Annotated in this window: 23 protein-coding genes and 1 tRNA gene; 10 read left to right on the forward strand and 14 right to left on the reverse strand. The window is 63.5% G+C overall.

Annotated features, from left to right (window positions below):
* Nucleotides 1-7: 7 nt before the first annotated feature.
* From GST84_16790 to GST84_16805, 4 genes are all read left to right on the forward strand, one after another.
* Nucleotides 8-1,180 (forward strand): MFS transporter, encoded by a 1,173-nt coding sequence (locus GST84_16790; GenBank protein XGB15792.1) that lies wholly within the window; start codon nucleotides 8-10, stop codon nucleotides 1,178-1,180.
* Between the two features lie 251 nt (nucleotides 1,181-1,431).
* Nucleotides 1,432-2,664: an MFS transporter gene (locus tag GST84_16795; protein ID XGB13900.1), complete on the forward strand. Its 1,233-nt coding sequence runs from the start codon at nucleotides 1,432-1,434 to the stop codon at nucleotides 2,662-2,664.
* A 36-nt stretch (nucleotides 2,665-2,700) separates the two neighbouring features.
* The gene (locus GST84_16800; protein XGB13901.1) at nucleotides 2,701-3,474 is read left to right on the forward strand and encodes a helix-turn-helix domain-containing protein; all 774 of its coding nucleotides are present in this window, start codon (nucleotides 2,701-2,703) and stop codon (nucleotides 3,472-3,474) included.
* 141 nt (nucleotides 3,475-3,615) lie between these two features.
* Nucleotides 3,616-4,764 carry a hypothetical protein gene (locus GST84_16805; GenBank protein XGB13902.1) on the forward strand — a complete coding sequence of 383 codons (1,149 nt, stop codon included), beginning with the start codon at nucleotides 3,616-3,618 and terminating at the stop codon, nucleotides 4,762-4,764.
* Nucleotides 4,765-4,854: 90 nt separating this feature from the next.
* Here GST84_16805 and GST84_16810 read toward each other — a convergent pair whose 3' ends face one another.
* The 7 genes from GST84_16810 to GST84_16840 form a co-directional block, all read right to left on the reverse strand.
* On the reverse strand, nucleotides 4,855-5,826 hold the full coding sequence (locus GST84_16810) for a fimbrial major subunit CsuA/B family protein (GenBank protein ID XGB13903.1): 972 nt from the start codon (nucleotides 5,824-5,826) through the stop codon (nucleotides 4,855-4,857).
* Nucleotides 5,823-8,120 carry a fimbria/pilus outer membrane usher protein gene (locus tag GST84_16815; GenBank protein ID XGB15793.1) on the reverse strand — a complete coding sequence of 766 codons (2,298 nt, stop codon included), beginning with the start codon at nucleotides 8,118-8,120 and terminating at the stop codon, nucleotides 5,823-5,825. The genes GST84_16810 and GST84_16815 overlap by 4 nt, the downstream gene beginning before the upstream one ends.
* A 108-nt stretch (nucleotides 8,121-8,228) precedes the next feature.
* The gene (locus GST84_16820; GenBank protein XGB13904.1) at nucleotides 8,229-9,005 is read right to left on the reverse strand and encodes a fimbria/pilus periplasmic chaperone; all 777 of its coding nucleotides are present in this window, start codon (nucleotides 9,003-9,005) and stop codon (nucleotides 8,229-8,231) included.
* A gap of 40 nt (nucleotides 9,006-9,045) precedes the next feature.
* The gene (locus tag GST84_16825; protein ID XGB13905.1) at nucleotides 9,046-9,549 is read right to left on the reverse strand and encodes a fimbrial major subunit CsuA/B family protein; all 504 of its coding nucleotides are present in this window, start codon (nucleotides 9,547-9,549) and stop codon (nucleotides 9,046-9,048) included.
* A gap of 3 nt (nucleotides 9,550-9,552) precedes the next feature.
* Nucleotides 9,553-10,089, reverse strand: a complete 537-nt coding sequence (locus tag GST84_16830; GenBank protein XGB13906.1) for a fimbrial major subunit CsuA/B family protein — start codon at nucleotides 10,087-10,089, stop codon at nucleotides 9,553-9,555.
* A gap of 18 nt (nucleotides 10,090-10,107) precedes the next feature.
* Entirely contained in the window at nucleotides 10,108-10,644 is a 537-nt protein-coding gene (locus GST84_16835) for a fimbrial major subunit CsuA/B family protein (GenBank protein XGB13907.1), read from the reverse strand.
* A gap of 30 nt (nucleotides 10,645-10,674) precedes the next feature.
* Nucleotides 10,675-11,202, reverse strand: a complete 528-nt coding sequence (locus GST84_16840) for a fimbrial major subunit CsuA/B family protein (GenBank protein ID XGB13908.1) — start codon at nucleotides 11,200-11,202, stop codon at nucleotides 10,675-10,677.
* Nucleotides 11,203-11,469: 267 nt separating this feature from the next.
* Between GST84_16840 and GST84_16845 the strand changes: the two genes are divergently transcribed.
* From GST84_16845 to GST84_16855, 3 genes are read left to right on the forward strand one after another with little or no spacing between them, the layout of a single operon-like run.
* The gene (locus tag GST84_16845; protein XGB13909.1) at nucleotides 11,470-13,716 is read left to right on the forward strand and encodes a GAF domain-containing protein; all 2,247 of its coding nucleotides are present in this window, start codon (nucleotides 11,470-11,472) and stop codon (nucleotides 13,714-13,716) included.
* A gap of 15 nt (nucleotides 13,717-13,731) precedes the next feature.
* Nucleotides 13,732-14,193 carry a response regulator gene (locus GST84_16850; GenBank protein ID XGB13910.1) on the forward strand — a complete coding sequence of 154 codons (462 nt, stop codon included), beginning with the start codon at nucleotides 13,732-13,734 and terminating at the stop codon, nucleotides 14,191-14,193.
* Between the two features lie 13 nt (nucleotides 14,194-14,206).
* Complete coding sequence (locus tag GST84_16855) at nucleotides 14,207-16,594, forward strand: response regulator (GenBank protein XGB13911.1); 2,388 nt, start codon at nucleotides 14,207-14,209, stop codon at nucleotides 16,592-16,594.
* A gap of 115 nt (nucleotides 16,595-16,709) precedes the next feature.
* On the opposite strand, the gene GST84_16860 is transcribed toward GST84_16855, so the two are convergent.
* Nucleotides 16,710-16,784, reverse strand: a tRNA-Gln gene (locus GST84_16860).
* 259 nt (nucleotides 16,785-17,043) lie between these two features.
* Here GST84_16860 and GST84_16865 point away from each other — a divergent pair.
* Complete coding sequence (locus tag GST84_16865) at nucleotides 17,044-17,286, forward strand: hypothetical protein (protein ID XGB13912.1); 243 nt, start codon at nucleotides 17,044-17,046, stop codon at nucleotides 17,284-17,286.
* Between the two features lie 132 nt (nucleotides 17,287-17,418).
* Complete coding sequence (zapE, locus tag GST84_16870; GenBank protein XGB13913.1) at nucleotides 17,419-18,489, forward strand: cell division protein ZapE; 1,071 nt, start codon at nucleotides 17,419-17,421, stop codon at nucleotides 18,487-18,489.
* A 195-nt stretch (nucleotides 18,490-18,684) separates the two neighbouring features.
* Here the strand turns inward: zapE and GST84_16875 are convergent, their stop codons facing one another.
* A complete protein-coding gene (locus tag GST84_16875; GenBank protein XGB13914.1) occupies nucleotides 18,685-20,574 on the reverse strand; it encodes an AMP-binding protein in 1,890 nt (629 codons plus the stop codon).
* 179 nt (nucleotides 20,575-20,753) lie between these two features.
* On the opposite strand from GST84_16875, the gene GST84_16880 reads away from it, so the two are divergent.
* Nucleotides 20,754-21,620, forward strand: coding sequence for a LysR family transcriptional regulator (locus GST84_16880; protein XGB13915.1), 867 nt, complete (start codon nucleotides 20,754-20,756; stop codon nucleotides 21,618-21,620).
* Here the strand turns inward: GST84_16880 and GST84_16885 are convergent.
* The 5 genes from GST84_16885 to GST84_16905 form a co-directional block, all read right to left on the reverse strand.
* Nucleotides 21,594-22,748: a CBS domain-containing protein gene (locus GST84_16885; protein ID XGB13916.1), complete on the reverse strand. Its 1,155-nt coding sequence runs from the start codon at nucleotides 22,746-22,748 to the stop codon at nucleotides 21,594-21,596. The genes GST84_16880 and GST84_16885 overlap by 27 nt on opposite strands.
* A gap of 239 nt (nucleotides 22,749-22,987) precedes the next feature.
* On the reverse strand, nucleotides 22,988-24,307 hold the full coding sequence (locus GST84_16890) for an ATP-binding protein (GenBank protein ID XGB13917.1): 1,320 nt from the start codon (nucleotides 24,305-24,307) through the stop codon (nucleotides 22,988-22,990).
* Nucleotides 24,304-24,972 (reverse strand): response regulator, encoded by a 669-nt coding sequence (locus GST84_16895; protein ID XGB13918.1) that lies wholly within the window; start codon nucleotides 24,970-24,972, stop codon nucleotides 24,304-24,306. The genes GST84_16890 and GST84_16895 overlap by 4 nt, the downstream gene beginning before the upstream one ends.
* On the reverse strand, nucleotides 24,973-25,287 hold the full coding sequence (locus GST84_16900; GenBank protein ID XGB13919.1) for a peptidase: 315 nt from the start codon (nucleotides 25,285-25,287) through the stop codon (nucleotides 24,973-24,975). It abuts the gene before it with no gap.
* Nucleotides 25,287-25,595 carry a peptidase gene (locus GST84_16905; protein XGB13920.1) on the reverse strand — a complete coding sequence of 103 codons (309 nt, stop codon included), beginning with the start codon at nucleotides 25,593-25,595 and terminating at the stop codon, nucleotides 25,287-25,289. The genes GST84_16900 and GST84_16905 overlap by 1 nt, the downstream gene beginning before the upstream one ends.
* Nucleotides 25,596-25,689 lie beyond the last annotated feature (94 nt).

Genomic DNA, 25,689 nt, shown 5'->3' on the forward strand with positions numbered 1-25,689 from the left:
TCAAACAATGAGACCCGGCCGCGTGCTTTTCGCGTTGGCCATTGGCGCCTTTGGCATCGGTACTACTGAGTTCACCCCGATGGGGCTACTGCCGGTCATCGCCCAGGGCGTGGAGGTGAGTATCCCAAGCGCCGGCATGCTGATCACCGCCTATGCCATTGGCGTGATGGTCGGCGCACCGATCATGACCCTGCTGTTCAGCCGCTTTGGGAGGCGCGCTGCGCTGATGGCATTGATGGCCATCTTCACCCTTGGCAACCTGCTGTCGTCGCTGTCGCCGGACTACTACACCCTGCTCGCTTCGCGACTGGTCACCAGCCTCAACCATGGTGCGTTCTTCGGCCTGGGAGCCGTGGTGGCAGCCAGCGTGGTGCCCAAGGAGAAACAGGCCAGCGCCGTGGCCACCATGTTCATGGGCCTGACCATCGCCAACATCGGCGGCGTGCCGGCCGCCACCTGGATCGGCCAGCAGATCGGCTGGCGCATGGCATTTGCCGGCACCGCCGTACTCGGCCTGCTGGCCATGGCCGCGCTGTGGTACGCCCTGCCCAAGGGTGAACGCGGCAGCGTGCCGCATGTGCGCAAGGAACTGGCAGTCATTGCCCGCCCCAGCGTGCTGCTGGCAATGGCCACCACGGTGCTCGGTGCCGGTGCCATGTTCACCTTGTACACCTACGTGGCACCAGTGCTGGCCGAACTGACCGGTGCCTCGGACAGCTTCATAACCTTGGGGCTGGTCCTTATCGGGGTTGGCTTCACCCTTGGCAACAGCCTGGGGGGCCGCCTGGCGGACTGGTCGCTGGATGGCGCGGCGAAGATCTTCCTCGCCGTGCTGGCGCTGATCATGCTACTGATGCCCCTGGTACTGAGCAGCCACATCGGCGCCGCCATCGCCCTGCTGGTCTGGGGCATGTTCACCTTCGCCGTGGTACCGCCGCTGCAAATGCGCGTAATGACTGCCGCCATCGAGGCGCCGGGCCTGGCATCGTCGATCAACGTGGGTGCGTTCAACCTGGGTAACGCCGTGGGCGCGGCGCTGGGTGGTGCGGTTATCAGCCTGAACCTGGGCTACGCCGCCGTGCCAATGGCCGGGGGTGTGCTGGCGACTGCGGGGCTGTTGCTGGTATGGCTGGGCGGGCGCAGCAAGGTCGCCGGCAAGACCGCAGCCGATATGGCCTGATCGCATCACCTGCTGGAGCGGCCCATCGCGACACAAGGCCGTTCCTGCACACGGGCCGCGCCCGATACACCTCTGTCCTTCCTCACGCTGTAATGATGGAATGCCGGGCGCCTCCGTTCTCTTTTCAGGCTGCAGGCAAGGATGCCCGAAACGCGACATTGGCTGCCTGTTCGGCGTGAGACAGGCCACCTGGGCACTGGATAACCTGCTACGGCAATGCCTTGCTCCCTTGCCATAGAAGAACCTTGCCCATGACAACCTCCGCCGCCTCCATAGCCGCCGCCACGCCTGCCGACCAGCCTCAAGGCTTTGTCGTGCGCATCGTCGGTGCGGCTGCATTCGCCCACCTGCTCAATGACCTGATTCAAGCCGTACTGCCATCGATCTACCCCATGCTGAAAAGCGATTTCGCGCTGAGCTTTGCCCAGATCGGCTGGATCGCCTTGGTGTATCAGGTAACCGCTTCCCTGCTGCAACCTTGGGTCGGCATGTTCACCGACAAGCACCCGCAACCCTACCTGTTACCTGCCGGCATGCTGGTGACGCTGGTGGGTATCGCCCTGCTCGCCTTTGCTGGCAGCTATGAAATGCTGCTGGTGGCTGCCGCCGTGATCGGCGTGGGTTCGGCCACCTTTCACCCAGAGGCCTCACGGGTGGCCAGAATGGCCTCCGGCGGGCGCTTCGGCACCGCGCAGTCAACCTTCCAGGTCGGCGGCAATACCGGCTCGGCCCTCGGCCCGCTGCTCACCGCTGCCATCATCATTCCGCACGGGCAACCGGCCATTGCCTGGTTCATGCTGGCCGCTGCGCTGGCTGTTCTGGTGCTGCTGCGTGTGACGGGCTGGAGCGTGCGCCACGGCCAGGCCCAGCTCAAGAGCTTCGCGGGCCAACAGGCCCCTGGCCTGTCGCGGGGTGCCATGTGGCGCGCGGTGGTGGTGATCGCCGTGCTGATGTTCGCCAAGTTCGTCTACATCGCTTCGTTCACCAACTTCTTCACCTTCTACCTGATCGAGCATTTCGGCCTGAGTGTGCAGCACAGCCAGCTGTACCTGTTCGTGTTCCTCGCAGCCGTAGCGCTGGGCACTTTTGCCGGTGGCCCGGTGGGTGATCGCATCGGGCGCAAGGCCGTGATCTGGGTCTCGTTCCTCGGCGTGGCGCCCTTCGCCCTGGCCCTGCCCCATGCCAACCTCGCCTGGACAGCCGTACTGGCGGTGGCCATCGGCCTGGTAATGTCCTCGGCATTCGCTGCCCTGGTGGTGTATGCCCAAGAGGCGGTGCCAGGCCGGGTCGGCATGGTTTCGGGGGTGATGTTCGGGCTGATGTTCGGCATCAGCGGCGTGGGTGCAGCCGGCCTGGGCACACTGGCCGACCGGCATGGCATCGAATGGGTGTACCAGGCCATCGCGTTCCTGCCGCTGCTCGGGTTGGCCACCGCCTTGCTGCCGGCCACCCACTCGCGGGCCCGCCCAGGTCGTTGCTGCTAAAGTGGCGCTGCCAGGCTGCTCCGATATGAGGTCACGATGGTAAAGCCGCAGCGTGAATTGTTGGTGGAGGTCGATGAGTGGACCTGGGAAGTCGGTAGCCGTGCGACAGACTACCCAAGCGACTGGTTCATCGAGCCCCATAGCCATACCAAACATCAACTGATCTATGCCATCAAAGGCCTGATGATCGTCGAGTCCGGCAACGAATGCTGGACTGTGCCACCCAGCCGCGGCGTGTGGATGCCTTGCGGCCAGGTGCATGCCATTCGCTGTGTCGGCGACGTGAAGATGCGCAGTGTGTTCGTGCGCATCGACGCGGCAGCAGGCCTGCCCCTGCAGAGCAAGGCCATCAGCATCTCGCCGCTGCTCAGCGAGCTGATCAAGACCTCGGTGGGCTTCACCGCTCCGTTTGCCGAGGACTCGCGAGAAGCCCGGGTCATGCGCCTGATCCTCGACGAAATCTGCGTACTGCCGACGTTGCCGCTGAAGCTGTCGCAACCCAGCGACAAGCGACTGAGGGTGATCTGCACGGCGCTGCAAGAACAGCCCGAGGATAACGCCACCGTTGCCGACTGGGGCCTGCGACTGGGGGTGGACGAAAAGACCATCCAGCGGTTGTTCCGCAAGGAAACCGGTATGACCTTCGGCCAGTGGCGCCAGCAGGCGCGGCTGATGCAGGCACTGGAGCGGATAGCGCTGGGCGAGCGAATCATCGATGTGGCGGGGGCTTTGGGTTATGACAGCCCAAGTGCCTTCGCCAGCATGTTCAAGCGCCAGTTCGGTACCACGCCCAGCCAGTTCTTCAAATAACCTGAAGTCCACACATTTACCGGTCACCAGCTTGCTGCATAAGGGCGGCCGCTAACGGCTCGCCCTGCCTGATCTTGCACAGCATCCCCGCCAAGCCTTATACAGTACCCCTACAACAATGCCCGCAAAGGAGCCCGGCACATGACCGTGACGCTGTCCCCCCTGCAGATCGACTGCGATTTCGACTCCGGCAACATACAGGTACTGGATGCCAGCAACCCGGCCCAGGTACACCTGGCCATTCGCCCGGACACCCACAGCGGCCACTACCAGTGGTTCCACTTCAAGGTCAGCGGGCTGACACCGGGGCAGGTCCATCGCTTCAGCCTGGACAACGCTTCTGGCTCCTCGTACAAGAACGCGTGGAGCGGCTACAACGCGGTCGCCAGCTACGACCAGCAGCGCTGGTTCCGCGTGCCCAGCCAGTTCGACGGTGCGGCGCTATCGTTCGAGGTCACGGCTGAACAGGACCAGATCTGGTTCGCCTATTTCGAGCCCTACCCGCGAGCCCGCCACAACCAGCTGATCGAACGTGCCCGCCAACTCCCGGGGGTCGAGTTGCTGGCCTGCGGTCGCAGTATTCAGGGCCGCGATATCCCGCTGCTGCGGGCAGGTGACGGTGCCGAAGGCAAACGCAAGCTGTGGCTGATTGCCCAGCAGCACCCGGGCGAGCACATGGCCGAATGGTTCATGGAAGGCGTGATCGACCGCCTGCAGACCAACGACGCAGTGATCCAGCAATTACTGGCCAAGGCCGACCTTTACCTGATCCCCAACATGAACCCCGACGGCGCCTTCCTCGGCCACCTGCGCACCAACTTCAAGGGCAAGGACCTCAACCGCGCCTGGCAGGACGCCAGCGTCGAATTCAGCCCGGAAGTGTTCTTTGCACAGGCGCAGATGAAGCAGTACGGTGTGGATGCCTTCATCGACGTGCACGGCGACGAAGAGATCCCGCACGTGTTCACGGCCGCATGCGAGGGCAACCCGGGTTACACCCCTCGGTTGGCCAAGCTCGAAGAGCAGTTCCGTAGCACCTTGTGCAGCCTGACCCGCGACTTCCAGACGGTGCATGGCTATACCCGTGACGAACCCGGACAGGCGAACACGACGCTGGCCTGCAATGCGGTGGGCATGGCACATGACTGCCTGTCACTGACGCTGGAGATGCCGTTCAAGGACCATGACGACGCACCCGATGTCGTCACCGGGTGGTCGGGGGCGCGTTCGAAGGCACTGGCCGGAGCGGTACTGGAGACCCTGGCAAGCATGGTAGGCGATTTGCGCTGAACCTCGCCTTGCGCAGCCCCTGCAGGAGCAGCACGTCGCGACACACGGCGGCTCCTTCAGGGGGTATGAACCACCGGAAGGACGACAGGTTCAGAATTGCACATCCAGTATCACACTGTCGGTATAGGTCGCAGCCGGCGGTGTCGCCTGATCGGTATAGACCTTGGCGTTGTAGTTGAACACCTGGCTACCCGTGCCGGTACCCACGCCGGGGTTGATGTCGGCATCCGTACTGGAACGCCTGGCAGCCCCTGACGCCCCCCAGCGCACGGTCCCGGCACTTTTGAAAATGTCATAGGCCAGGTAGTTGTTGGCCGAAGACTTCATCCGCCGCCGCCCACCGGAAACGTTCTGCCCGTCATCCAGCCCTACCGTGTAGCTGCTGCCCTTGGTGCATGACACGTTTATGCCCTGGCTCACCGTGCCGAACCCCGCCACCACCGGCGCACTGGCGAAACTGATGTCAGGGGTGGTGATCTGGCAATCGTTGGTCACCGTCAGGCTCACGTTCAAGATCTGGCTACCCGAGCCGGTGTCACGCCCAAGGCATATCCCCAACGCGCCAATACCCGAACAATAATCCCAGCTCCAGGCCACGGTCAGGGCCTCCTGATACAACCCGGCCGCGACATTGCTGCCAATTTGGGTGCGCATGTAGATCGGCACCGCCTTGGGCGTGGTACCGCCGAGCAGCCCCAGCAAGTCGAGGATACCGTTGCGGGCGAAGTCGTAGGCCACACCCCGGGTAATCGGGTAGCGGGTGGTGTTGTCGGCATAGAGCGTGTAGGGAATGACATCGCCTGTCGGGCCGACCAGCCCACCCGAGGCGGGCGTGATCGTGGCGTAGAAGTGATCACCGCTGCTGAGCAAGGTCAGTAGTGAACCGGTGCACTGCAACCCGGAGTTCAGGCTGGAAGCCGTCTGTACGGTGTTGCGAACCTGCGTTGAATTAAGGCTGCCAAACGCTGCCGGCAACGTGGCCACCGACGAGCAAAGCGCCCAGGCCGAAGCGCTCGGCAACAGCAGCACGCTCGCCCCCAGGCCGCGCAACCAAGCCTTCATCGGCACACCAGCGGACCAATCAGAGGGATCGAGCCTTGTGCTTCAGGCAGATCGAACTCCACTTCGCAATTTCCACCCCCGTCAAGCGCTACCTGAAGGTGGTTATGCGACGACAGGTTCTCCAGGTACACCAACCCGTCCCACCCCACCACCGCCAGGGTGCCGCTCTCTGCGTGGGTGACACGGCTACCCAGTTTGAGCACCTGCTGGTTGCCATCCACCAATTCGACACTGGCCGCCATGACACGCTTGAGGGGGAATTCCAGCAAGTAGCCACTGCCCCGTCGCACCGCTACACGCTGCTCAACGTCCGGTGCGAGGACATCCGGTGGCAGGTTCATGGGGTCGATCTCGTACTTGCCCCGGTAGTAACCGCTGCTGTAAGGCACCAGCAAGTGCCCCTTGGCATCGGTGCGGCCGATCTCCTGGTTTTCATAACGCACCGGCACATCGGCGTAACCTGCGGTACTGACCACCACGAAGGCATCATCGATACGGTTGGCGGCGAACACGCCGGCATCCATCCACACCAGAGACCCACTGGCGTCGGCCCAGCGGGTCATGTCGCCGCTGCTGCCATACACACCGGCCTGCAATTGCACCGATTGCAGGCGCCAGGTGACGTCGGCCTGGCGATAGGCATCACGGTCGCTGCCTGCGGCATAGCCCAGGTTGTAACCGACGCCGACACCGGCTGGCACCGCACGGCTGTAGTTGACCCGTTGCAGGGTCTCGCCTTCATTGCTGCGCTCCATGCTCAGCGCCAGGGTGCCGTGCAGGTCGAACGGGATCACCAACTGCGCCTGCACCGCCCACTGGCTGTCACCCACTTCACGGTTGGCCGACAGGTACATACTGCTGCCGCCCCACAGCGGCTTGCTGTAGCTCAGGTTGATCAACCGCGTACGCGTCCCGTCACCGGCGCGCACGTCGAAGTAACCAGCGCCAATGCTGCCGTACTCGTTCAGGTTGAAGCTGAGAGTGACCTGTTCGCTGCTTTTGCTCAGCTGCATATCCGGGAAGCCCACCCGGCTCAGGTCGGCATAGTCGCCATGGCGTTGCAGGCGCTGGTAACTGAAGCCGATGCGCTGGCTGTTGTACTGGTAGCCAAGGGCGACCTGATGGCCCTTGTCGCCCTCGAACCGGCTTTGCGCCAAGGCAGCGTTGAGCACGCCGAAGTTGCCCACGCGCATGTTGCCACCCAGCCCACCCAGCACCAGCGATTCAGCCGATTCGGCGTGGGTTTCCAGGGTGAAGATGTCACTGAGCCCATAGCGCAGGCTACCTGAGGCGATACCCGGCCCATAGCTGAAATCGCGTACGCCGTAATCACGGCGCAGGCTGCCGGCGGCCACCGAGTAGTCCGACAGGCCCTTCTGCAGCAGGCTGCTGGTGACATAGAACGGCAAGGTAGTCGACACCTGCCGGCCAAGGGCATCAGTGGTGACCACCACCGCCTCCCCGGCGCCGTTGATGAACGGCACGTTGGTCAGGGTATACGGGCCTGGCTGCAGTTCAGTGGTACTGGACTTGAAACCGTTGATGAACAGGTCGAGCGACGTGGGCACCGCCGCTTCGCCGGCGAACGCAGGCAAGGGGTAAGTGACAAGATCCGGGCGCGCAGCGAAGTCGCGTGACAGCTGCACCCCACCCACTCGCACCGAGCTGCTCCAGGGCAAGGCGCCCGTCACAAAATCACCGGCTTCGTAGGTCAGCAGGCGCTGCTCGTCGGTGAAGCGCCAGGTGGTGTCGTAACGCATGAAGCCTCGCCGCGTATCGTCCGCCTGTGCGCCATTGAAAGACTGGCGCCACTGGCCGGTACTGGAGAAGGTACCCCAGCTGTCGAACAGGCGCAGCTCGTTCCAGGCGGCCAGGTAGGTGCCACCTTCATCGGTGTCGTTGAGATACAGGTCGTAGTTGAACAGGGCGCCGAAACTGCTGCGCGCATCGCTGGCCGGGTAAAGGTTGCGATCACCCACTTGCTGTTCTGGCAACCAGGCTGGCGGCACCTGCAGCAGCAGGCGCTGGTTCTGACTGTCGTAGTCGGTGTGCAGCCCCGCGATGCTGTCCAGGGCCACCTCCCCCTGGGGGTTGCCCGGCAGCGAAACGCCGGCTGCACGCAATACGTCGCTGTCCAGGTACAACCGCCCGGCCCGCTGCTGCACCGGTATCAGGTCACCCCTGGGCATCTGGTTCACCACCAGGTCGAGGTAAAGGGTAGCCTCGGCGATGGCGGACATCTCCGTGGGCGGTGGGGGCAAGTCGTCGGCCAGCACCAGCGCGGAGCTGACCATGGCCAGCCCCAGGCACCAGCGGCACGTCGTCGCCGGGAGCCATTTCACACACGGTTTCCAACCATTGCCGGGTCCTCCCTGACGCCTGCCCTGCATTCGGTCGTTGGCTCATTGGTCTTGGCGGATGGCGTCCGCCGAGCGCTGACCATTGACCCTGCCCTTCAGCACGCTGCCACTGCCGGATGCCACGGGGGCCGGCCAGCGCATGCTTGCACCCGGCAGCACATAACCCAGTAAGCCTTCAGCCAGTGGCTTGCTCTGGCGGCCTTGCTGCACGACCACATCGGTCAGCCGCGCATGCACTGGGCCCGTGTTACGCAGTTCAATGTAGGGCTTGCCCTGCACCGTCACCGGGCGCCAACTGAGCTGCGGCTTGCCCACGCCCTCGGCATTGCGTTTGCCTTCAGGGTCGGCCTTGCCCCACAGCCCTTCGCCATAGACGAACAGCGGCACCGAATAGCGCATCTGCAAACGAATGGCCGCCGTAGCCCCAGGCTCGGCCTTGTCGACCGGGATGGCAGGCGGAATCTCGTCGATGATGATGCGGTAGGCCTGCTCCTGGCCGGCAGGTGAAGTGCCGGTGCGGGTCAGGCGGATCAGTTGCTTCTGCCCGGGTGCAATGTTGGCGACCGGCGGGCTGCCGATAATCTCGCGCTGCGCCTGGTACTGCTCCTGATAATCACCCTGGCGCCAGGCGAATACCCGCACCTGCAGGTTTGCCGGCGCAGTGCCACGGTTTTCCAGCCACAATGCACCTGCCTTCTGGTCGGCCTCCAGCACCGGGTCGATCGGCCAGATCAGCACCGAAGTGGCCGCCCAGGCCGGCAGGCTTGCCAGCGACAATAATCCAGTCAAACCACGCGTCCACTTCGCGCCTGCCCGCATGCAGCTCTCCTTAGACACTTGTCATGGGTGGCGCTGGCGTTTACCAGGTCACCGTCACTTGCACCACATCGGTGTAGGTCCCTGCCGGCTGCGTACCGGTCAGCTGGACCCGGCCGTACACCGGTAGCTTGATCGCTGTCGGGTCGGCATAGCTCACCGCCACGCTCTGGCCAATTCCCAAGGCCTGGGTATAGGCCGCGTCCCGGTACAACTGGTAGGCCAGCACTTGCGTGCCACTGGTGCGCTTCAGGTTGCGTGTACCACTGGCACTGTTTTGCCCGCCGTCCAGGCTCATGCTCATGGCCACGCCCGGCGTGCACTGGAACGTCACGGTAGAACCACCCAGCGATGTGCTGAGCAGCCCCGTGGACAGCGCCGACTGCGAGCCATAATCGAGCGTGCCGTAGCTGGTGACACCCCCCACCACCAGGCACCCGGCGACAACCTGCGCCGTCACCGTGAAGGTACTGGTGGTCACTGCCCCCAATGGCGCGGTCAATAGCATGCTTACGCCAGTCAGGCCACCTGCCAGCCAGCCGCGCATGGGTCAGAACGACAGCTCGACCGAGATCGTATCGCTGTAGACCCCTGCGGGCAGGCCCGCCTTGCCGACGGCCTTGCCGTAAAGGTTGACGGTCTGGGCGGCGCCGGTACTGGTCGGCAGGGTGATGGTGTCGTCGACCGCCAGCAACGTCGTACGCCCAGCGTCGGTATAGAGGTCATACGGCACATAGTTGCCAGAACCATCGGCGAGCGCACGGGAGCCACCACTAGACTGGCCGTCATGCAGGCCTGCCCGCACTTTGATCACAGGCACCGTACCTGCAGAGCACAGAACGCTCATGGCGCCCCCCCCGCCTCCCAGCACCTGGGCTTCGGCGGTGACAAACAAGGCATCATGGGTACCGAAGTCCACGGCACCGAAGTCAAGCCCCGACGTGCCCGACGTGCCATTGACCTGGCACGCCGCAATCAGCGTCAGGGTCGAGCTGATACTCCCGGTCACCGTGGTGGCCGCTTGTGCCTGGGAAGCCAACGCCAGGCCCAGGCCTGCGAGGACACAGCATGAAAGGTTCGTGCGCATCGGAGTCTCCTTGCGTGTTTACCAGTCCAGGGTCACTCTGAGGGTGTCGCGGTAAAGCCCGGCCGGCAGCGCACGCGGTTGCGCCACTACCACACCGTAGATGGGAATCGGTACTTGCTGGCTGCTGCGAATGGTGAAGGCCCGCACCTGGCCGATGCCGTAGCGGCTATTGCCACCTGGGTCGACCGCCAGCTGATAAGGAATCAGTTCACGGCCGTTGCTCAGGCGGCGTATGCCATCGTCGCCATAGAGACCACCATTGATACGCACGTTGAAGGCCCGAACTTCAGGCGTGCAACTGATCTGCAGGCTGCCCTCTCCGCCCACTTCGTCCACCTGGCTGCGCAACGGTTGGTCCCAGTTCGGGCCGCGCTCGCCAAAGTCCATTACGCCTGGATCACCCAGCACGGCCGGTTGCGTCTCGTTGCTGCTGATTTGGCAAGACGCGCTGATCACCAACCGCGCCTGGATGAAACCGGTGGTGCTGCCATGCGCCACACCACCGGGGACCAGCAGCGGGCCGAGGGTGAGCAACAGGATCGAAGTGCGGTTCATGGCCTGGCGTCCTTGTGCATGGTGGCGTCCCTACCAGGTGACGGTGACTTTGAGCAGGTCGGCATAAACCCCTGCATCCGGCACCCAGGCCAGTTTGTCGATACGTGCGTACAACGGCAATTCAGCCGAACCGCTGCCCGGCACACGCGCCGACAGGGCTACCCCCACCGCCAGAGGCTCACGCCAGGCAGCATCACGGTACAAGCGATAAGGAATGGGCCGCGCCGTGCGGTCGTGGCTGGCCAGGTAGCGCAGCTCGCCGACGCCACCATGCTGGCCACCATCGACGCGCACCTGATAGGGCGTATCCGGGTTGCACTCAAGGCGCGGCGGGTGCTGGGTCAGCAGCACGCCGCTCAAGGGAGCGCCAGGGCCATCCAGGCGCGCCGTCGCACCCAGGTCGATTTGCCCCAGGGCCTGGGCTCCCGCATCGCGGGTCTGGGTGACCAGCATGCAGCCACGCTGCACCAGCACCCGCACTTCCACGAGAAAATCCGCAGCCACGGTACTTCCGCTGAACAACAGGCCGAACAGCGCGGCCAGCATGCGCTCCGTCACCTTGTTATCCTTATCGAGACGTCCTGAACTGAGCGTAGCAGTGAGGCGGCACAAGCGAAGTGGCATAAAGCCATTTTTTTGTATTAGCGACAAAGCGGTATCGTTGCCTCAAAAAAAGCCTGTGCTGCACAGAACCCATGGCCAACCCGTGCCTCCAATGGCCAGGAGCCGGTAAATGGGCCGGGATTCTGTTAGGGTGAATCGTACTCGTCCTGCGCCAGACACCTGTGCCGTACACGGACGGACATGACAGGAGCTTTTTCAATCATGACTGCAGACAACTCACTGGCAGACGCCATGGAGCGCTGTGCCCAGGAACCGATCCAGGTTCCGGGCAGCATCCAGCCTCACGGTTTTCTGCTGGTGCTGGATGCCACCGACCTGTGCGTACTGCAGGCCAGTGAAAATGTCGAGCACTGGTTGGGCTTGCCAGCCCGTGAACTGATCGGTTGCCACTTCTCCGACCTGGTTCACGATGGCTTTGACCTGCACGCACACCTCTCACGGCTTCCCGAAGATGAAGTCTTCCCATTCCACATTGGCGACGTGTGCTTGCGCCAGGGCGCACCCGTCAGTGCCCTGCTGCACTTGCTGGTCCACTGCCACGATCAGGTGCTGATTGCCGAGTTCGAACCACCCCGCCTGCCAGCAGACCTGGCCGGGCAAGGCGACTATTACCCGTTGGTCCGCAGCTTTGTCGCCAGTCTGCAACTGGCCAGCAGTATCGAAGACCTGCTGCAGCAAACGGTGTTGCAGCTCAAGCGCATCACCGGGTTTGGGCGCGTCAAGGCTTACCGTTTCGATGCCGAAGGCAACGGCCAGGTGCTGGCCGAGGTAGCCGACCCGGGCTACCCCAGCTACGCGGGCCTGTGCTTCCCGGCTGCGGACATCCCGCGCCAGGCGCGCGAGCTGTACCGGGTCAACCGTATCCGCGTGATCGAGGATGCCAACTATCAGCCCTCGCCACTGCTGCCTGCTACCAACCCACGCACCGGCAAGGCGCTGGACATGAGTTTCGCTGTACTGCGCAGCGTGTCGCCCGTGCACCTGCAGTACATGCGCAATATGGGCACGCTGGCCTCGATGTCACTGTCGATCGTGGTCGACGGCGAGCTGTGGGGGCTGATTTCCTGCCACCATCAGCAGCCACGCCCGGTGGACTTGCGCACCCGCACGGCCTGCGAACTGTTGGCCAGCGTGCTGTCGTTGCAGGTGGAGTCCCGCGAGTCCCACACCAGCACGCGCAAGCTGTTGGCGCTGCGCCAGCACATCGTACGCATGATCTCGTCCATGGCCGACCACGACAGTGTCAGTGACGGCTTGCGCGACCTGCCCCACGTGCTGCTGGCCTTTGCCGACGCCCAGGGCGCGGCGGTGATCTCGGCCGAGCGCTGTGACCTGATCGGCCAGACTCCGCCTGAGGCACAGGTGACCGCGCTGGTGCACTGGCTCGGCCAACGTGACGAAGACAGCGTGTTCCACAGCGACAACCTGCGGCGCGACATCACTGAGCTGCCCGAGCTGGCAAACCATGCTGGCGGGGTGCTGGCGGTGGCCATCTCGCAGATCCACTCGCACTACCTGCTGTGGTTCCGTCCCGAGCAGATACGCACGGTCAACTGGGCCGGCCAGCCGACCAAACAGGTCGGGCCACAGGGCACCCTCGACCCGCGGCACAGTTTTGAACGCTGGCAGGAAGAACTGCGCGGCTATTGTCAGGCGTGGGACCCACTGGTGATCGAGGGTGTGATGGAGCTGCGCACCGCTGTGCTGGGCATTGTCCTGCGCAAGGCCGAAGAACTGGCACAACTGGCTGGCGAGTTGCGCCGCTCCAACAAGGAGCTCGAAGCGTTTTCCTACAGTGTTTCCCACGACCTGCGCGCACCGCTCCGGCACATCGCCGGCTATACCGAACTGCTTGGCGAAATCGAAGGCGAGGGCCTGAGCGAACGCGGCAAGCGCTTTCTGCAGCATATCGGTGAGGCGGCGCATTTTGCCGGCAGCCTGGTCGACAACCTGCTCAACTTCTCGCAGATGGGCCGCTCGGCCTTGCGCCTGTCAGACGTCGACCTGAACGCCCTGGTCGAGGCCATTCGCAGCGAACTGGCCCCCGATTACGAAGGCCGCGCAATCGTTTGGGACATCGCCCCGCTGCCCAAGGTGATCGGCGACCCGGCATTCATCAACATGGCCTTGCACAACCTGATAGCCAATGCCATCAAGTACACCCGCGGCCGCAACCCTGCTCGCATCGGCATCAGTGCCGTACAGCACCCCGGCGAAACCGAGGTCTGCATCCGCGACAATGGCGTGGGCTTCGACATGGCCTACGCCAACAAGCTGTTCGGCGTCTTCCAGCGCTTGCACCGCATGGAAGATTTCGAAGGCACCGGCATTGGCCTGGCGAGTGTACGCCGCATCATCGAGCGCCATGACGGTCGAGTCTGGGCCACTGGCCAGATCGACCAAGGCGCCAGCTTCCACTTCACCCTACCCCGAAACACTGTTACCTGAGGCATCGCTACCATCATGCTCAAGCCCATTCTGCTGGTCGAAGACAACCCCCGAGACCTGGAGCTGACCCTGCTGGCCCTGGAGCGCAGCCAGTTGGCCAACGAGGTCATCGTGCTGCGTGACGGCGCCGATGCGCTCGACTACTTGCTGCGCCGCAACGTCTATGCCGAGCGCGATGACGGCAACCCTGCCGTGCTGTTACTCGACCTTAAACTGCCCAAGGTCGACGGCCTGGAGGTGCTCAAGGAAGTGCGCGCCACTGCCGAACTGCGCAGCATCCCCACCGTGATGCTGACCTCCTCGCGCGAAGAGCCCGACCTGTTGCGTGCCTACGAGCTGGGGGTAAACGCTTATGTGGTAAAACCCGTGGAATTCAAGGAATTCGTCGCCGCCATCTCCGACCTCGGGGTATTCTGGGCAGTGCTAAACGAACCGCCACCCGGCTCACTGCGACTGAACCGTCGCGGTAGCAACTGAGGCCGCCGCGACGATGCATCAAACGCCGTTGAAACTACTGATGGTCGAAGACAGCTCGATGGACGCCGAGCTGACCCTGATGCGCCTGGAGCGCAGCGGGCTGCATGTACAGTCGCAGCTGGTGTTCGACCATGCGGGTGTCGAACATGCCCTGCGCCAGGCCCACTACGACCTGATCTTGTGTGACTGCGTGCTACCAGGCTCGTCCGGTACCGAAGTGCTGGCCATCGCCCAACGCCTGGCACCCGATATTCCGTTCATATTCCTGTCCGGCATTTATGGCGAAGAGCACGCGGTGGAAATGATCCGCCTGGGCGCGACCGACTATGTGTTGAAGAAGAACCTGCCACTACTGCCCAAAGCCGTGCGCCGAGCCCTGAGCGAAGTGCAGGAACGCCAGCGCCGTCGCCGCGCCGAAGAGGCCTTGGCGGACGTCGAAGCACGTGCTCGCATTGCCATCGACGCCGCCGGCATGGGCACCTGGGACCTGCGCCCGCAAGAGGGCCTGTTGCTTTGGGATGACCGCTGCAAGACCTTGTTCGGCCTGCCCACCAGCACCGAAATGAGCCTTGAAGTGTTCTACGCCGGCATCTACCCCGACGACCTGCCACTGGTGCGCGAGGCGGTGGAACATGCCATGCGCCCGGAAAGCGACGGTCATTACCGCGTGGAGTTTCGGATCGCGCAACCCAATGGCCTGGAGCCCCGCTGGTTGCTGAGCAGCGGCCAGAGCCAGTTCGTCGGTGATCAGTGCGTTCGCTTCTCAGGCGTGCTGCAGGACATCCACACGCAACGCCAGGCTACCCAGGCGCTGCGTCAGCTGAACGAGATGCTCGGCGAGCGGGTCGAGCGCCGTACCCGCGAACGCGATCGTGCCTGGGAGCTGTCGCAAGATTTGCTGGCCGTGCTGAACAAAGACTTGACCCCGGTCGCGCTGAACCCCGCCTGGGAAGCCAGCCTGGGCTTCTCACGCGAACGCCTGAGCCAGTCCTCCTTGCTGCACCTGCTGCCGGAACACGACCAGGAACAGTTACTCACCGAACTGGCCGCCCTCTCCCATGGCCGCACCAGCGCACGCTTTGTCGGTCGCATTCTGCATGCCGGCGGCCAGCAACGCTGGCTGTCGTGGGTGGTGGTGCCGGAGGACACCCTGCTGTACGTGGTGGCACGCGACATCACCAGCGAGCGCGAAGCCGCCCTGGGCCTGGCAGATGCCAACGCCCGGCTGCGCGAACAGATCAACGAGCGCGAGCGCATCGAGGCCGCTCTGCAGCAGATGCAGCGGCTGGAAGCGGTCGGGCAGCTGACGGCTGGCGTGGCGCATGACTTCAATAACCTGCTGACGGTGATACTCACCGGTGCCAGCTTTCTGGAGCGCGATCTGGCCAAGGCCGACCTGGAAAAGGCCCGCACTCGCCTCACCCATATCCGCGAGGCGGGCGAGCGTGGCGCCAAGCTGACCTCGCAACTGCTGGCCTTCTCCCGCCGCCAGCGTCTGGAGCCGGTGCCGCTAAACCTCAATCGTACCCTGGCCGGCCTGGAAGAGCTGCTGCGCCGCACCCTGGGCGGCAACGTCTCGGTGCGCCTGGACCTTGACCTGGCCCTGTGGCAGGCACTGACCGACCCCACCCAGACCGAGATGATCATCCTCAACCTGGCGATCAATGCCCGCGATGCCATGCCCGACGGCGGCCAACTGACCCTGACAACGCGCAACACCCGTATCGACAAGCGCCCACAACGCCCGGAAGACCCGGACCCGGGCGAGTACGTGATGCTGAGTATCCGCGATACGGGGTGCGGCATGAGCGAAGACGTGCAGGCCAAGGTATTCGAGCCTTTCTTTACCACCAAGGACATCGGCAAAGGTTCGGGGCTGGGCCTGGCCCAGGTATTCGGCTTCGCCAAGCAGTCCGGTGGCGGCGTGCGCATCGACACCACACTCGGTCGCGGTACCGAAGTGGCGGTATACCTGCCAGCGGTAAAAGAGGAGATGGTGAACGAACCTGCAGCAGCAGTGCTCAGTCAGCCGATCAGCGAAAGCGGCCATAACCGCACGGTGCTATTGGTGGACGACGACCATCTGGTGCGCGACATGCTGGGTGATGTGTTACGCCAATACGGCTACCAGGTGCGCCAGGCGCACAGCGGCGAACAGGCATTGGCCTTGCTGGATGACGATATCGACCTGCTGCTGACTGATTTCGCCATGCCCGAGTTCAACGGTGCACAACTGGCGCTGGCGGCCCGCGAACGGTACCCCCACGTGCCGGTGGTGTTTCTTACCGGTTATGCGGAGTTGCAGGGGCTGGAACTGCCGGGCAGCCTGGTGATCCAGAAGCCGGTGCAGGCTGATGAACTGGCCAGGGCGCTGAACGAAATGCTGGGGATTGCCGGGTAACCTGGTACGGCACGAACCGCGCTCAGGAGGCGCGGTGGCGCGCAAACCACACAAACGCGAAAACCCAGTGCTCATCTTTCCTGGCACTGGGTGAAATACGTTTGAATCTGAAAAATGGCAGGGGCGGCTGGATTCGAACCAACGCATGGCAGGATCAAAACCTGCTGCCTTACCGCTTGGCGACGCCCCTGTATCGGATGCAGCATTTGCTGCCCTGACAATTCCAAGTGAGTGACAACTGGGTTGTTGTCTTGGAATGCGCGGCACTTTAACAACAAACTTTCGGTCTGTGAACCCCCCTGATAAAAAAATTGCCAAAAAAACAGCGAGTTAATCATTTCGGCTCGGGTGCAGCGACCGTCCGTCGGTTTCCGCCTGCCTCGCTTCAACACAATCGCATTCCGCACTTCCAATCAGATAAGCCCATTGCATTGACCAAGGAGGACCCCATGCCTGTCTCTCACGACCTCTACCAGGACCTGCACTACCCGCGCGAAATCGTCCAGCAGCGCCGCCAGCAGGACAAGGCGCTGGACCGCCTGCTGGACGAGTACGTGGACATCGACAACCAGGTGCTGGCTGCCGAATCGATATCGGCCGGTAATTTCGTCGACGAAGACCTGCGCCACCTCAAGGAGCGTCGCCTGGCGGTGAAGTACATGATCGAGCGCCAACTGGAGCGCAAGGCATAGCCCGTACAGGTACAACAGGCGGTCAGACCTATCGCAAGAAGTGATGATTGCCCGGCACTTTCTCTATTAGTCAAAATGGCCGCCCTCGGGCAAGCTGCAGGCTGCCCCACCATCGCCCAAGGAGCGTTGCTTTTGTCTGCCTGGATCCCCACCCCCCTGCGCCAGCTTGGCCAACGCTTGCGCGGCACCGCCAATCAACAGAGCGAGCTGCTCGGCTGGTTCGAGGACAAGGCGCACAGCCGCGGTTATCAGCTGAGTGACGGTCAGCGGCGGGTAATTCACTGCATGGCCGAACAACTGACGCAGCTTGAACAAGGCCAACCGCGCAGCCTGTACCTGTACGGCTCGGTCGGCCGTGGTAAAAGCTGGCTGCTCGATGGCTTTTTCCAGGCCGTGCCGATAACCGCCAAGCTGCGCCTGCACTTTCATGACTTCTTTGCACGCCTGCACCAGGGCATGCACCGCCACCAGGCGCTGGACGACGCGCTGGGCGCAACGCTAAACGAGCTGGTGGGCGGTTGCCAGGTGCTGTGCTTCGACGAATTCCACGTGCATGACATAGGCGATGCCATGCTGCTCACCCGGCTGTTCAACGCCTTGTTCGCCCGAGGCGTGTACGTGCTGGTGACTTCTAACTACGCACCCGAAGGGTTGCTGCCCAACCCGCTGTATCACGAGCGTTTTCTGCCGGTCATTCGCCTGATCAACAGCTCGATGCAAGTGCTCGAAGTCGGTGGCGACACCGATTTTCGAAGCTTGCCGGCCAACCGCGAGCATCAGCGTTTTACCCAGGGCCATTATGTCTGGCCGGGTGATGCGGCGCAGCGCCAGACGCTGAACGTGCCGAACGAACACCCGGTGATGCTGGAAGTGAACAAGCGCCCGCTGCGGGCGCTGGCCGTCGATGGCCGACGGGTAGTGCTTGGTTTTGACGATCTGTGCGAGAAGGCCACCGCGGTCATCGACTACCTGGTGCTGGCCAGGGACTATGACGAGTGGGTCATCGATGGGCTGGATGACCTCTCGGAGTGTTCGCTGGCGGCTCAGCAGCGCTTCGTCAACCTGGTAGATGTGCTGTATGACCAGGATCGGCGGGTGGTTGTGATCGGTAAACGACCGCTGGAAGAGAGCCTGGGCGGCCCACTGGCCGACCTGATGCGTACCCGCAGCCGGTTGGGGCAACTGCACCAGATTGCCCCCTGAGCCTGCAGTGCCTGAGACGGCCCTTTCGCGGGTGAACCCGCTCCTACGAACCACCGATGCGTGTGTAGGAGCGGGTTTACCCGCGAATACGGTGGCAGCGCCAACGGTGAACGACCGGTGGAAACTGGCCAGCAGGCCCGGCCCCTTCGCGGGTGGAGGCGCTTCGCCCGCGAAAGGGCCATCGAGGTCAAACCATCAGCCCGCCCTGGGCAAATCCGCCAGCACCGCTTCGATCTCGCCCAGCACTGCCGGGTCATCCAAGGTCGAAGGCGGCACATAATCCTGCCCATCGGCAATCTTGCGCAGCACCGCCCGTAGAATCTTGCCGGAACGGGTCTTGGGCAGGCGCTTCACCAGCCGAACCCGGTTGAAACAGGCCAGCGGGCCGATTTCCTCGCGCACGCTGCCCACCAGCTCCACCAGCAACTGCGCCTCGGCAATGCCCTCGCCATCCTTGAGTACCACCAGCGCCAGCGGTACCTGGCCCTTGATCTCGTCATGCACGCCGATCACTGCGCACTCCGCGACCGCCGGGTGGCGGGCGACCAGGTCTTCCATTTCGCCGGTGGACAGGCGATGACCGGAAACGTTGATCACATCATCGGTGCGCCCCATGATGTAGACGAAGCCATCATCGTCCAGATAGCCGCCATCGCCCGTGTGGTAGTAACCCGGATACGTGCGCAGATAGGCCTGCAGGTAGCGCTCGTGATCCCCCCATAGTGTCTGACTGCAACCGGGTGGCAATGGCAGGGCAATCACGATCGACCCCTGATGGTTGGCCCCGAGCAAGTGGCCTTCGTCATCCAGCACGCGAACGTTGTAGCCAGGCACCGCCCGGTTGCTCGACCCTGGCTTCGCCGCGCTGCCCTCCAGCCCGACGCAAGGCGCGGTGACCGGCCAGCCGGTCTCGGTCTGCCACCAGTGATCGTGCACCGGCTTGCCACTCACCCGCTCCAGCCATTCATGGGTGCTGGAATCCAGCTTTTCCCCCGCCAGGAACAGTTGCCGCAGCGAGCTGAGGTCATGTTTGCGGATCAGTTCGCCCTCCGGGTCTTCCTTGCGGATGGCGCGCATGGCCGTCGGTGCACAGAACAGCGCGTTGACCTGATACTGCTCCACCACCCGCCAATAGGCCGAAGCATCCGGGGTGCGGATCGGCTTGCCTTCGTAGAACACCGTGGTACAGCCGCTCATCAACGGCCCATAGACGATCAGTGAATGGCCGACCACCCAACCGACGTCGGAAATGCCCCACCACACATCGCCGGCCTGCATGCCATAGATATGGCGCATGGCATAACACAGCGCCACGGCATTGCCGCCGTTTTCCCGGACGATACCCTTGGGTTTCCCGGTGGTGCCCGACGTGTACATGATGTATAGCGGGTCGCCGGCATCCAGCTCCACAGGCGCCACCGGCTCGGCACCGGCCAAGGCCGCCTGCCAGTCCAGGTCGCGGCCTGGCAGCAGCTCAGCGTGCGCCTGCGGCCGCTGCAGCACCAGCACATTGCGCGGCTGGTGCCGGGCCAGTTGCAGGGCGCGGTCAACCAGCGGCTTGTATGCAATGACCCGGTCGAACTCCAGCCCACACGATGCCGTCAGCAACAAGGTAGGGCGGGCGTCATCGATGCGCAGGGCCAACTCGTTGGCGGCAAAGCCACCGAACACGACCGAATGCACCGCGCCGATCCGCGCGCAGGCCAGCATCGCCATGGCCGCTTGCGGCACCATGGGCATGTAGATGATCACCCCATCGCCCTTGTTCACCCCCAGCTGGCGCAGCAAGCCGGCCAGGCGTGCTACCTCATCACGTAACTGGTTGTAGGTGTAAGTCTGCTGCACGCCGGTCACTGGCGAATCGTAGATCAGCGCCAACTGCTCGCCCCGGCCCTGCTCGATCTGGTGATCGAGGGCCAGGTAACAGCTGTTGAGGCGGCCATCAGCGAACCAGCGGTGGGTCCCGTCGGCGTTGTCTTGCAGGGTCAGGGCAGGCTTGCGGTGCCAGGCCAGGTGTGCGGCCTGTTCCGCCCAGAAAGCGGCAGGGTCGGAAATGGAATGGGCGTAGCTGTGCTGGTAGCTCATGTCGTCAGAAACCCGGTACTTGTTGTTATTGAAGGGCGAAACTTGAGTATGGACCGCTACACCCACCCTGCCATGGGACTAAAGTCACAACCGACCTGCAAATTTGCAGACAACGCAATAACGCCCCATAACAGTGCAAAGCCTCTAGAATAGGCACCCCCTCAAACACCGAGCAGCCCATGGACATCGATCAGGCCCGTACCTTCCTGGAAATTGTGCGTTGCGGCAGCCTGGTCGCCGCAGCCGAACGCCTGTTCGTGTCACAAACCGCGATCACCGCGCGCGTGCAGCGCCTGGAGCAGCAACTGGGTTGCCAGCTGTTCGTGCGTAGCCGCAGCGGCGCCAGCCTGACCAGCGATGGCGAAGCGTTCGTCAGTTATGCCAACCAGTTGGTGCAAACCTGGGAAGCCGCGCGCCGCGACCTGCCGTTGCCTGAAGGTTGCCAGCAGGTGCTGCATGTCGGCGGTGAGGTGAGCCTGGGCAACCCGATGATGCTCGACTGGGTAAGTGCCCTGCACCGCGAACTGCCCAGCCATGCCATCCGCAGCGAGGTCAGCGATGGAGAATCGCTGCTGCGCAAGGTCGAGATGGGCTTGCTGGACGCCGCGCTGGTCTACCAGCCGACCTACGGCCCAGGACTGCAGGTGGAACAGTTGATGGAAGAGAAGCTGATTCGCGTGCGCCGGGTCGACCGGCCCGAACCATATATCTACATCGACTGGGGCGAGGCCTTCCGCCGCCAGCATGATGCGGCCCTGCCCGACCGCGCGCGCCCGGCGTTAAGCTTCAACCTTGGCCCGTTGGCCCTGCAGTTCATACTCGACCAAGGCGGCAGTGGCTACTTCCGCACGCGGGTGGTGCAGGCCTATCTGGACAGCGGCGTGTTCGAGCGGGTACCGCAGGCACCGGAGTTCACCTACCCGACCTTCCTGGTGTACCCACGCAAACGCGACAGCGAAGCCCTGCAACAGGCCTTCGCCATCCTGCGTCGGCTGGTAGCTGCCGGCGCCAGCGACTGGTCACAACGCTGGGACCCGGTTATCTGAAGCCTCGGTCTTGCTGAGCAACTGGCGCTTGAGGCCGGCAATCAGGTCGGTCTGGGTGATCACCCCCACCAGCTTGTCGCCATCAAGCACCGGCAAGCAGTGCAGGCCTTGTTCGCACAACAAAGGCAGCAAGCGTTCCAGCGGGTGCTGGCTGCTGACACTTACAACCCGCGTGCTCATCACTTGCGCCATGCGCACTGCCTTGCGGCCGAACAGGCCGCGCCAGCCGCAACGGCCACGCTGCATGGCCGGGCCAACCAGGTCGCTGAGGCTGACGATGCCCACAAGCTTGCCGTGCTGCAGTACAGGCAGGGTTTTCAGGTGATGGCTGGCGAGCATTTTCCACGCCTGCTCCAGCGTGGTATCAGGCGTGGCGAACTGCACATCGCGGGACATCACCGAGGCTGCGGTGATACCACCAAGGCTGCGCTGCAGGGCGTGCTGCTCGGTCGCAAGGATGATGCGCTCCAGCTCGTCGCGGGTGACGTCGACAAACTCGCCCAGCTCTTCCAGGGCCTGGTCCAGGTCTTCACCGCGGATGCCGACCCGCTCGCCGGGCAGCGGGTCATGGGTGTGGTGCAGGTCTTTGCGCGGCACCGCGCCTTTCGGGTAGCGCACACCCGTCAGGCGGTTGTAGGCGATTGCCACGCTCACCAGGATCAGCGCATTGAGCAGCACCGGCTCCAGCAGGTGATCGCCCATGGCAGTCAACCCCGTGTCGGCCAGCACCGCGCTCACCGCCACCCCGCCACCCGGTGGGTGCAGACAGCGCAACAGGCACATGACCAGGATCGAGATACCGAGCGCCGCAGCAGCCACCCACAGCTCCGGGCCGAAGCCTTCGCGCATCGCCAGCCCTACAGCGCCGGCCACGGCGTAGCTGCCCAACACCGGCCAAGGTTGGGCCAATGGGCCGGAATGCACGGCAAACACCAGTACCGCTGAAGCAGCCAGCGGGCCGAGCAAGTGCAGGGCGATGCTGGGCCCATAGGCCATGCTGGTCAGCCAGCCCGCGAGGAAAAGGCCAAGTAGCGCACCGATACCGGCACGCAACCATTCTTTGGGGGGGATGTTCAGGGGGGACGGCAGCAGCCGCTGCAGACGACTTTCGGAACGCGAGGCAGACATTTGGGCAATCGGGATCTTTGGTTTTTCTGATTAAAAAGAAAGCCCAGCCGAGCTGGCCTGGGCCTCGTATTGCGCATGCAATACCACAAGGGGCTCCGTCCGTGGAAGGATGGAAACCGCAGGGTTTCGTGAGGGAGATTCTGCCGGGCGCAGCGGGATTGGGCTAATTCAAAAAAATGCGCCTGTACTGCAATTTTTTTGTAGTACTGACACCCTCGTGGCGCGCAGCGGCCCCGGCATTATCGGGCCTTGCGCGGCAGGTCGATGCTCACTCGCAGGCCGCCCAACGGGCTTTCCAGCAAGGCCAGGTGCCCTTCCCAGGCATCAACGATGTCGCGCACGATGCCCAACCCAAGCCCATGCCCGTCCACCTGCTCGTCCAGCCGCGAACCACGCTCCAGCACCTGCTGCCGCTGCCCTTGCGGAATACCCGGGCCATCGTCATCGACCCACAGCTGGTAGCCCTCGGCGTTCGACGCGATGCCCAGACGCACCTCGCTGTCAGCCCACTTGCAGGCGTTGTCCAGCAGATTGCCCAACAGTTCCAGCACGTCCTCGCGGTCCCATGGCAACAACAGCCCGGGCGGCACATCACTTGCCAACAGCAGGCCCTCGCCATGAATCATGCCCAAGGTCCCGAGCAACCCCGGCAGTTCGGCATCACAATCGAACTGCGCGCCCGGCAGCGCATCCCCTGCCAGGCGTGCACGGTTCAGCTCGCGCGCCAGACGCTCCTGAATCTGCTGCAACTGCTCGCGCATTTGCGCGCGTACCTCCGGCAGCCCCTGCAGGCGCTCACTGGAAGCCAGGCTCAGCAGCACCGCCAGCGGCGTCTTCAGCGCATGGCCGAGGTTACCAAGGGCGTTGCGTGAGCGGCGCAGGCTGTCTTCGGTATGGCTAAGCAAGTGGTTGATCTGCCCCACCAGCGGTACCAACTCGCTGGGCACCTCGGCATCCAGCTGCGAGCGCTGCCCCTGCTGCAACTGGGCAATCTGCTGGCGTGCCCGTTCCAGCGGCCGCAGCGAGCGGGTGACCGTGATGCGCTGCAGCACCAGAATCAGGATCAGCGCCACCAGCCCCATGCCCAGGCCGATTTGCTGCAAGCGCCGGAAACCTTCGCGCACCGGTGAATAGTCTTGAGCCACACTGATCGAAATGTCCTGGCCCAGGCGCCGGTAGTCGGCACGCAGGGTCAGCAGTTGCTGGCCTTCCGGGCCCAGTTCATGGCTATCGGAAAGCCCGGGCGCTGCGGGCTTGGGCATGTCCAGGTCCCACAGCGAACGAGACCTCCAGGTACCCTGGTCAAGGTCAATGCGGAAGTAATAACCGGAAAACGGCCGCTGATAGGCAGCCGAGATGCGCCGCTCATCCAGCTGCAGGCCCGAAGGCCCACGCACCAATGCCACCAGAAGGTTCTCGCTTTCCTTGCGCAGGCCGTTTTCCAGATAACGTTGCAGGCCGGCTTCGAACAGCCACAAGGTCAGTTGCGCCAGCACCACGCCGACCACCACCAGCACCGCCACCAGGCCCAGGCTCAGGCGCGCCTGGATCGACTTCACTCACCGCTCCCGGCATAGATGTAGCCTTGCCCGCGTCGGGTTTCGATAACACTGCGACCCAGCTTGCGGCGCAAATGGTTGACGTGGACCTCCAGCACGTTCGAGTCGCGCTCGGTTTCACCGTCGTAGAGGTGCTCGGCCAGGTGGCTTTTGGACAGGATCTGCTGCGGGTGCAGCATGAAGTAGCGCAGCAGGCGGAACTCGGCCGCGGTCAGTTGCACATCCACACCCTCGCGACTCACGCACTGACGGCTTTCGTCAAGGTGCAGGCCGGCCGCTTCCAGCTTCGGCTGATTGGCCAGGCCACGGGCGCGGCGCAACAAGGCCTGGATGCGCAACTGCAGCTCTTCGGGATGGAACGGCTTGCTCAGGTAATCGTCAGCCCCGGCCTTCAGCCCTTCGATGCGCTCGGCCCAGGAGCCGCGGGCGGTGAGGATCAATACCGGTGTGGCCAGGCCGGCGGCACGCCACTGGGCCAGCACGTCCAGGCCGGGCAAGCCAGGCAGGCCGAGGTCCAGGATGATCAGGTCGTAAGGCTCGCTTTGCCCCTGGTAAACCGCGTCACGGCCATCAGCCAGCCAGTCCACGGCATAGCCCTGGCGCTGCAGGCCGGCGGTCAGTTCATCGGCCAGCGGTACGTTGTCCTCGACAAGCAACAGGCGCATTCAGTCATCTTCCTCGTCTTTGAGCAGGGCGCCGGTGCTGGCATCGAGCTTGATCTCGCGCACCACACCTTCAGTCGTCAGCAACTCGACTTCATATTCGTAGCGATCATCGTCCTCTTCCAACTCGGCTTCCAGCAGACGCGCCCCGGGGTGACGCCCCAGGGCGGTCTCGAGCAGTTGTTCGAGCGGCAGGATGATACCCTTCTGACGGAGCTTCAGGGCTTCATCCTGGTCCAGGTCGCGGGCAACAGCCAGGGAGCAGACGGCAAGCAGCGAGAGCGCCAGGTAACGTGCCGTCCGGGATACATGGATCATCAGCTGTCTCGTTCGTCCTTGAGTACCTCACCGGTCTTGGCATCCATGTCAACGTCCCATTCGACGTTCTTCGTATCACGCAGCTCGACCTTGTAAATGTAGCGGCCGTACTCGTCTTCAAGTTCCGAGTCAGTGACGGTGGCGCCTGGATGCTTGGCCACGGCAGCGGCCTTGAGCTCGTCCAGCGACTTGATGGTCTTGGCGTTGACCAGTTTGACCACTTCGTCAGGCTGAACGTCCTTGGCGAAGGCGGCATTGGCGCCCAGGGCGAGGGCAGCGGCGGTGATCAGGGCAGTCAAGGTTTTCATCGTTCTTCTCTCCTGAGAACTGTGCAAGTTGTCTACGGGGTTAAGATTAACCAGCGGTCCTTAATTCAACCTGAAAACAGCTGGCGGCATGATA

Origin of the sequence: Pseudomonas putida, from assembly GCA_041879295.1 — a bacterium.
Classification (GTDB): Bacteria; Pseudomonadota; Gammaproteobacteria; order Pseudomonadales; family Pseudomonadaceae; genus Aquipseudomonas; species Aquipseudomonas putida_Y.

Excerpts from the sequence above, each read along its gene's own strand:
- GST84_16875 (XGB13914.1), bottom strand. The coding sequence starts at position 20,574 with ATGAGCTACCAGCACAGCTACGCCCATTCCATTTCCGACCCTGCCGCT.
- GST84_16850 (XGB13910.1), top strand. The coding sequence starts at position 13,732 with ATGCTCAAGCCCATTCTGCTGGTCGAAGACAACCCCCGAGACCTGGAG.
- GST84_16900 (XGB13919.1), bottom strand. The coding sequence starts at position 25,287 with ATGATCCATGTATCCCGGACGGCACGTTACCTGGCGCTCTCGCTGCTT.
- GST84_16845 (XGB13909.1), top strand. The coding sequence starts at position 11,470 with ATGACTGCAGACAACTCACTGGCAGACGCCATGGAGCGCTGTGCCCAG.
- GST84_16895 (XGB13918.1), bottom strand. The coding sequence starts at position 24,972 with ATGCGCCTGTTGCTTGTCGAGGACAACGTACCGCTGGCCGATGAACTG.
- GST84_16830 (XGB13906.1), bottom strand. The coding sequence starts at position 10,089 with ATGCGCACGAACCTTTCATGCTGTGTCCTCGCAGGCCTGGGCCTGGCG.
- GST84_16880 (XGB13915.1), top strand. The coding sequence starts at position 20,754 with ATGGACATCGATCAGGCCCGTACCTTCCTGGAAATTGTGCGTTGCGGC.
- GST84_16790 (XGB15792.1), top strand. The coding sequence starts at position 8 with ATGAGACCCGGCCGCGTGCTTTTCGCGTTGGCCATTGGCGCCTTTGGC.
- GST84_16835 (XGB13907.1), bottom strand. The coding sequence starts at position 10,644 with ATGAACCGCACTTCGATCCTGTTGCTCACCCTCGGCCCGCTGCTGGTC.
- GST84_16810 (XGB13903.1), bottom strand. The coding sequence starts at position 5,826 with ATGAAGGCTTGGTTGCGCGGCCTGGGGGCGAGCGTGCTGCTGTTGCCG.
- GST84_16885 (XGB13916.1), bottom strand. The coding sequence starts at position 22,748 with ATGTCTGCCTCGCGTTCCGAAAGTCGTCTGCAGCGGCTGCTGCCGTCC.
- GST84_16800 (XGB13901.1), top strand. The coding sequence starts at position 2,701 with ATGGTAAAGCCGCAGCGTGAATTGTTGGTGGAGGTCGATGAGTGGACC.
- GST84_16905 (XGB13920.1), bottom strand. The coding sequence starts at position 25,595 with ATGAAAACCTTGACTGCCCTGATCACCGCCGCTGCCCTCGCCCTGGGC.
- GST84_16820 (XGB13904.1), bottom strand. The coding sequence starts at position 9,005 with ATGCGGGCAGGCGCGAAGTGGACGCGTGGTTTGACTGGATTATTGTCG.
- GST84_16815 (XGB15793.1), bottom strand. The coding sequence starts at position 8,120 with ATGGTCAGCTCCGCGCTGGTGCTGGCCGACGACTTGCCCCCACCGCCC.
- GST84_16805 (XGB13902.1), top strand. The coding sequence starts at position 3,616 with ATGACCGTGACGCTGTCCCCCCTGCAGATCGACTGCGATTTCGACTCC.
- GST84_16825 (XGB13905.1), bottom strand. The coding sequence starts at position 9,549 with ATGCGCGGCTGGCTGGCAGGTGGCCTGACTGGCGTAAGCATGCTATTG.
- GST84_16855 (XGB13911.1), top strand. The coding sequence starts at position 14,207 with ATGCATCAAACGCCGTTGAAACTACTGATGGTCGAAGACAGCTCGATG.
- GST84_16865 (XGB13912.1), top strand. The coding sequence starts at position 17,044 with ATGCCTGTCTCTCACGACCTCTACCAGGACCTGCACTACCCGCGCGAA.
- GST84_16795 (XGB13900.1), top strand. The coding sequence starts at position 1,432 with ATGACAACCTCCGCCGCCTCCATAGCCGCCGCCACGCCTGCCGACCAG.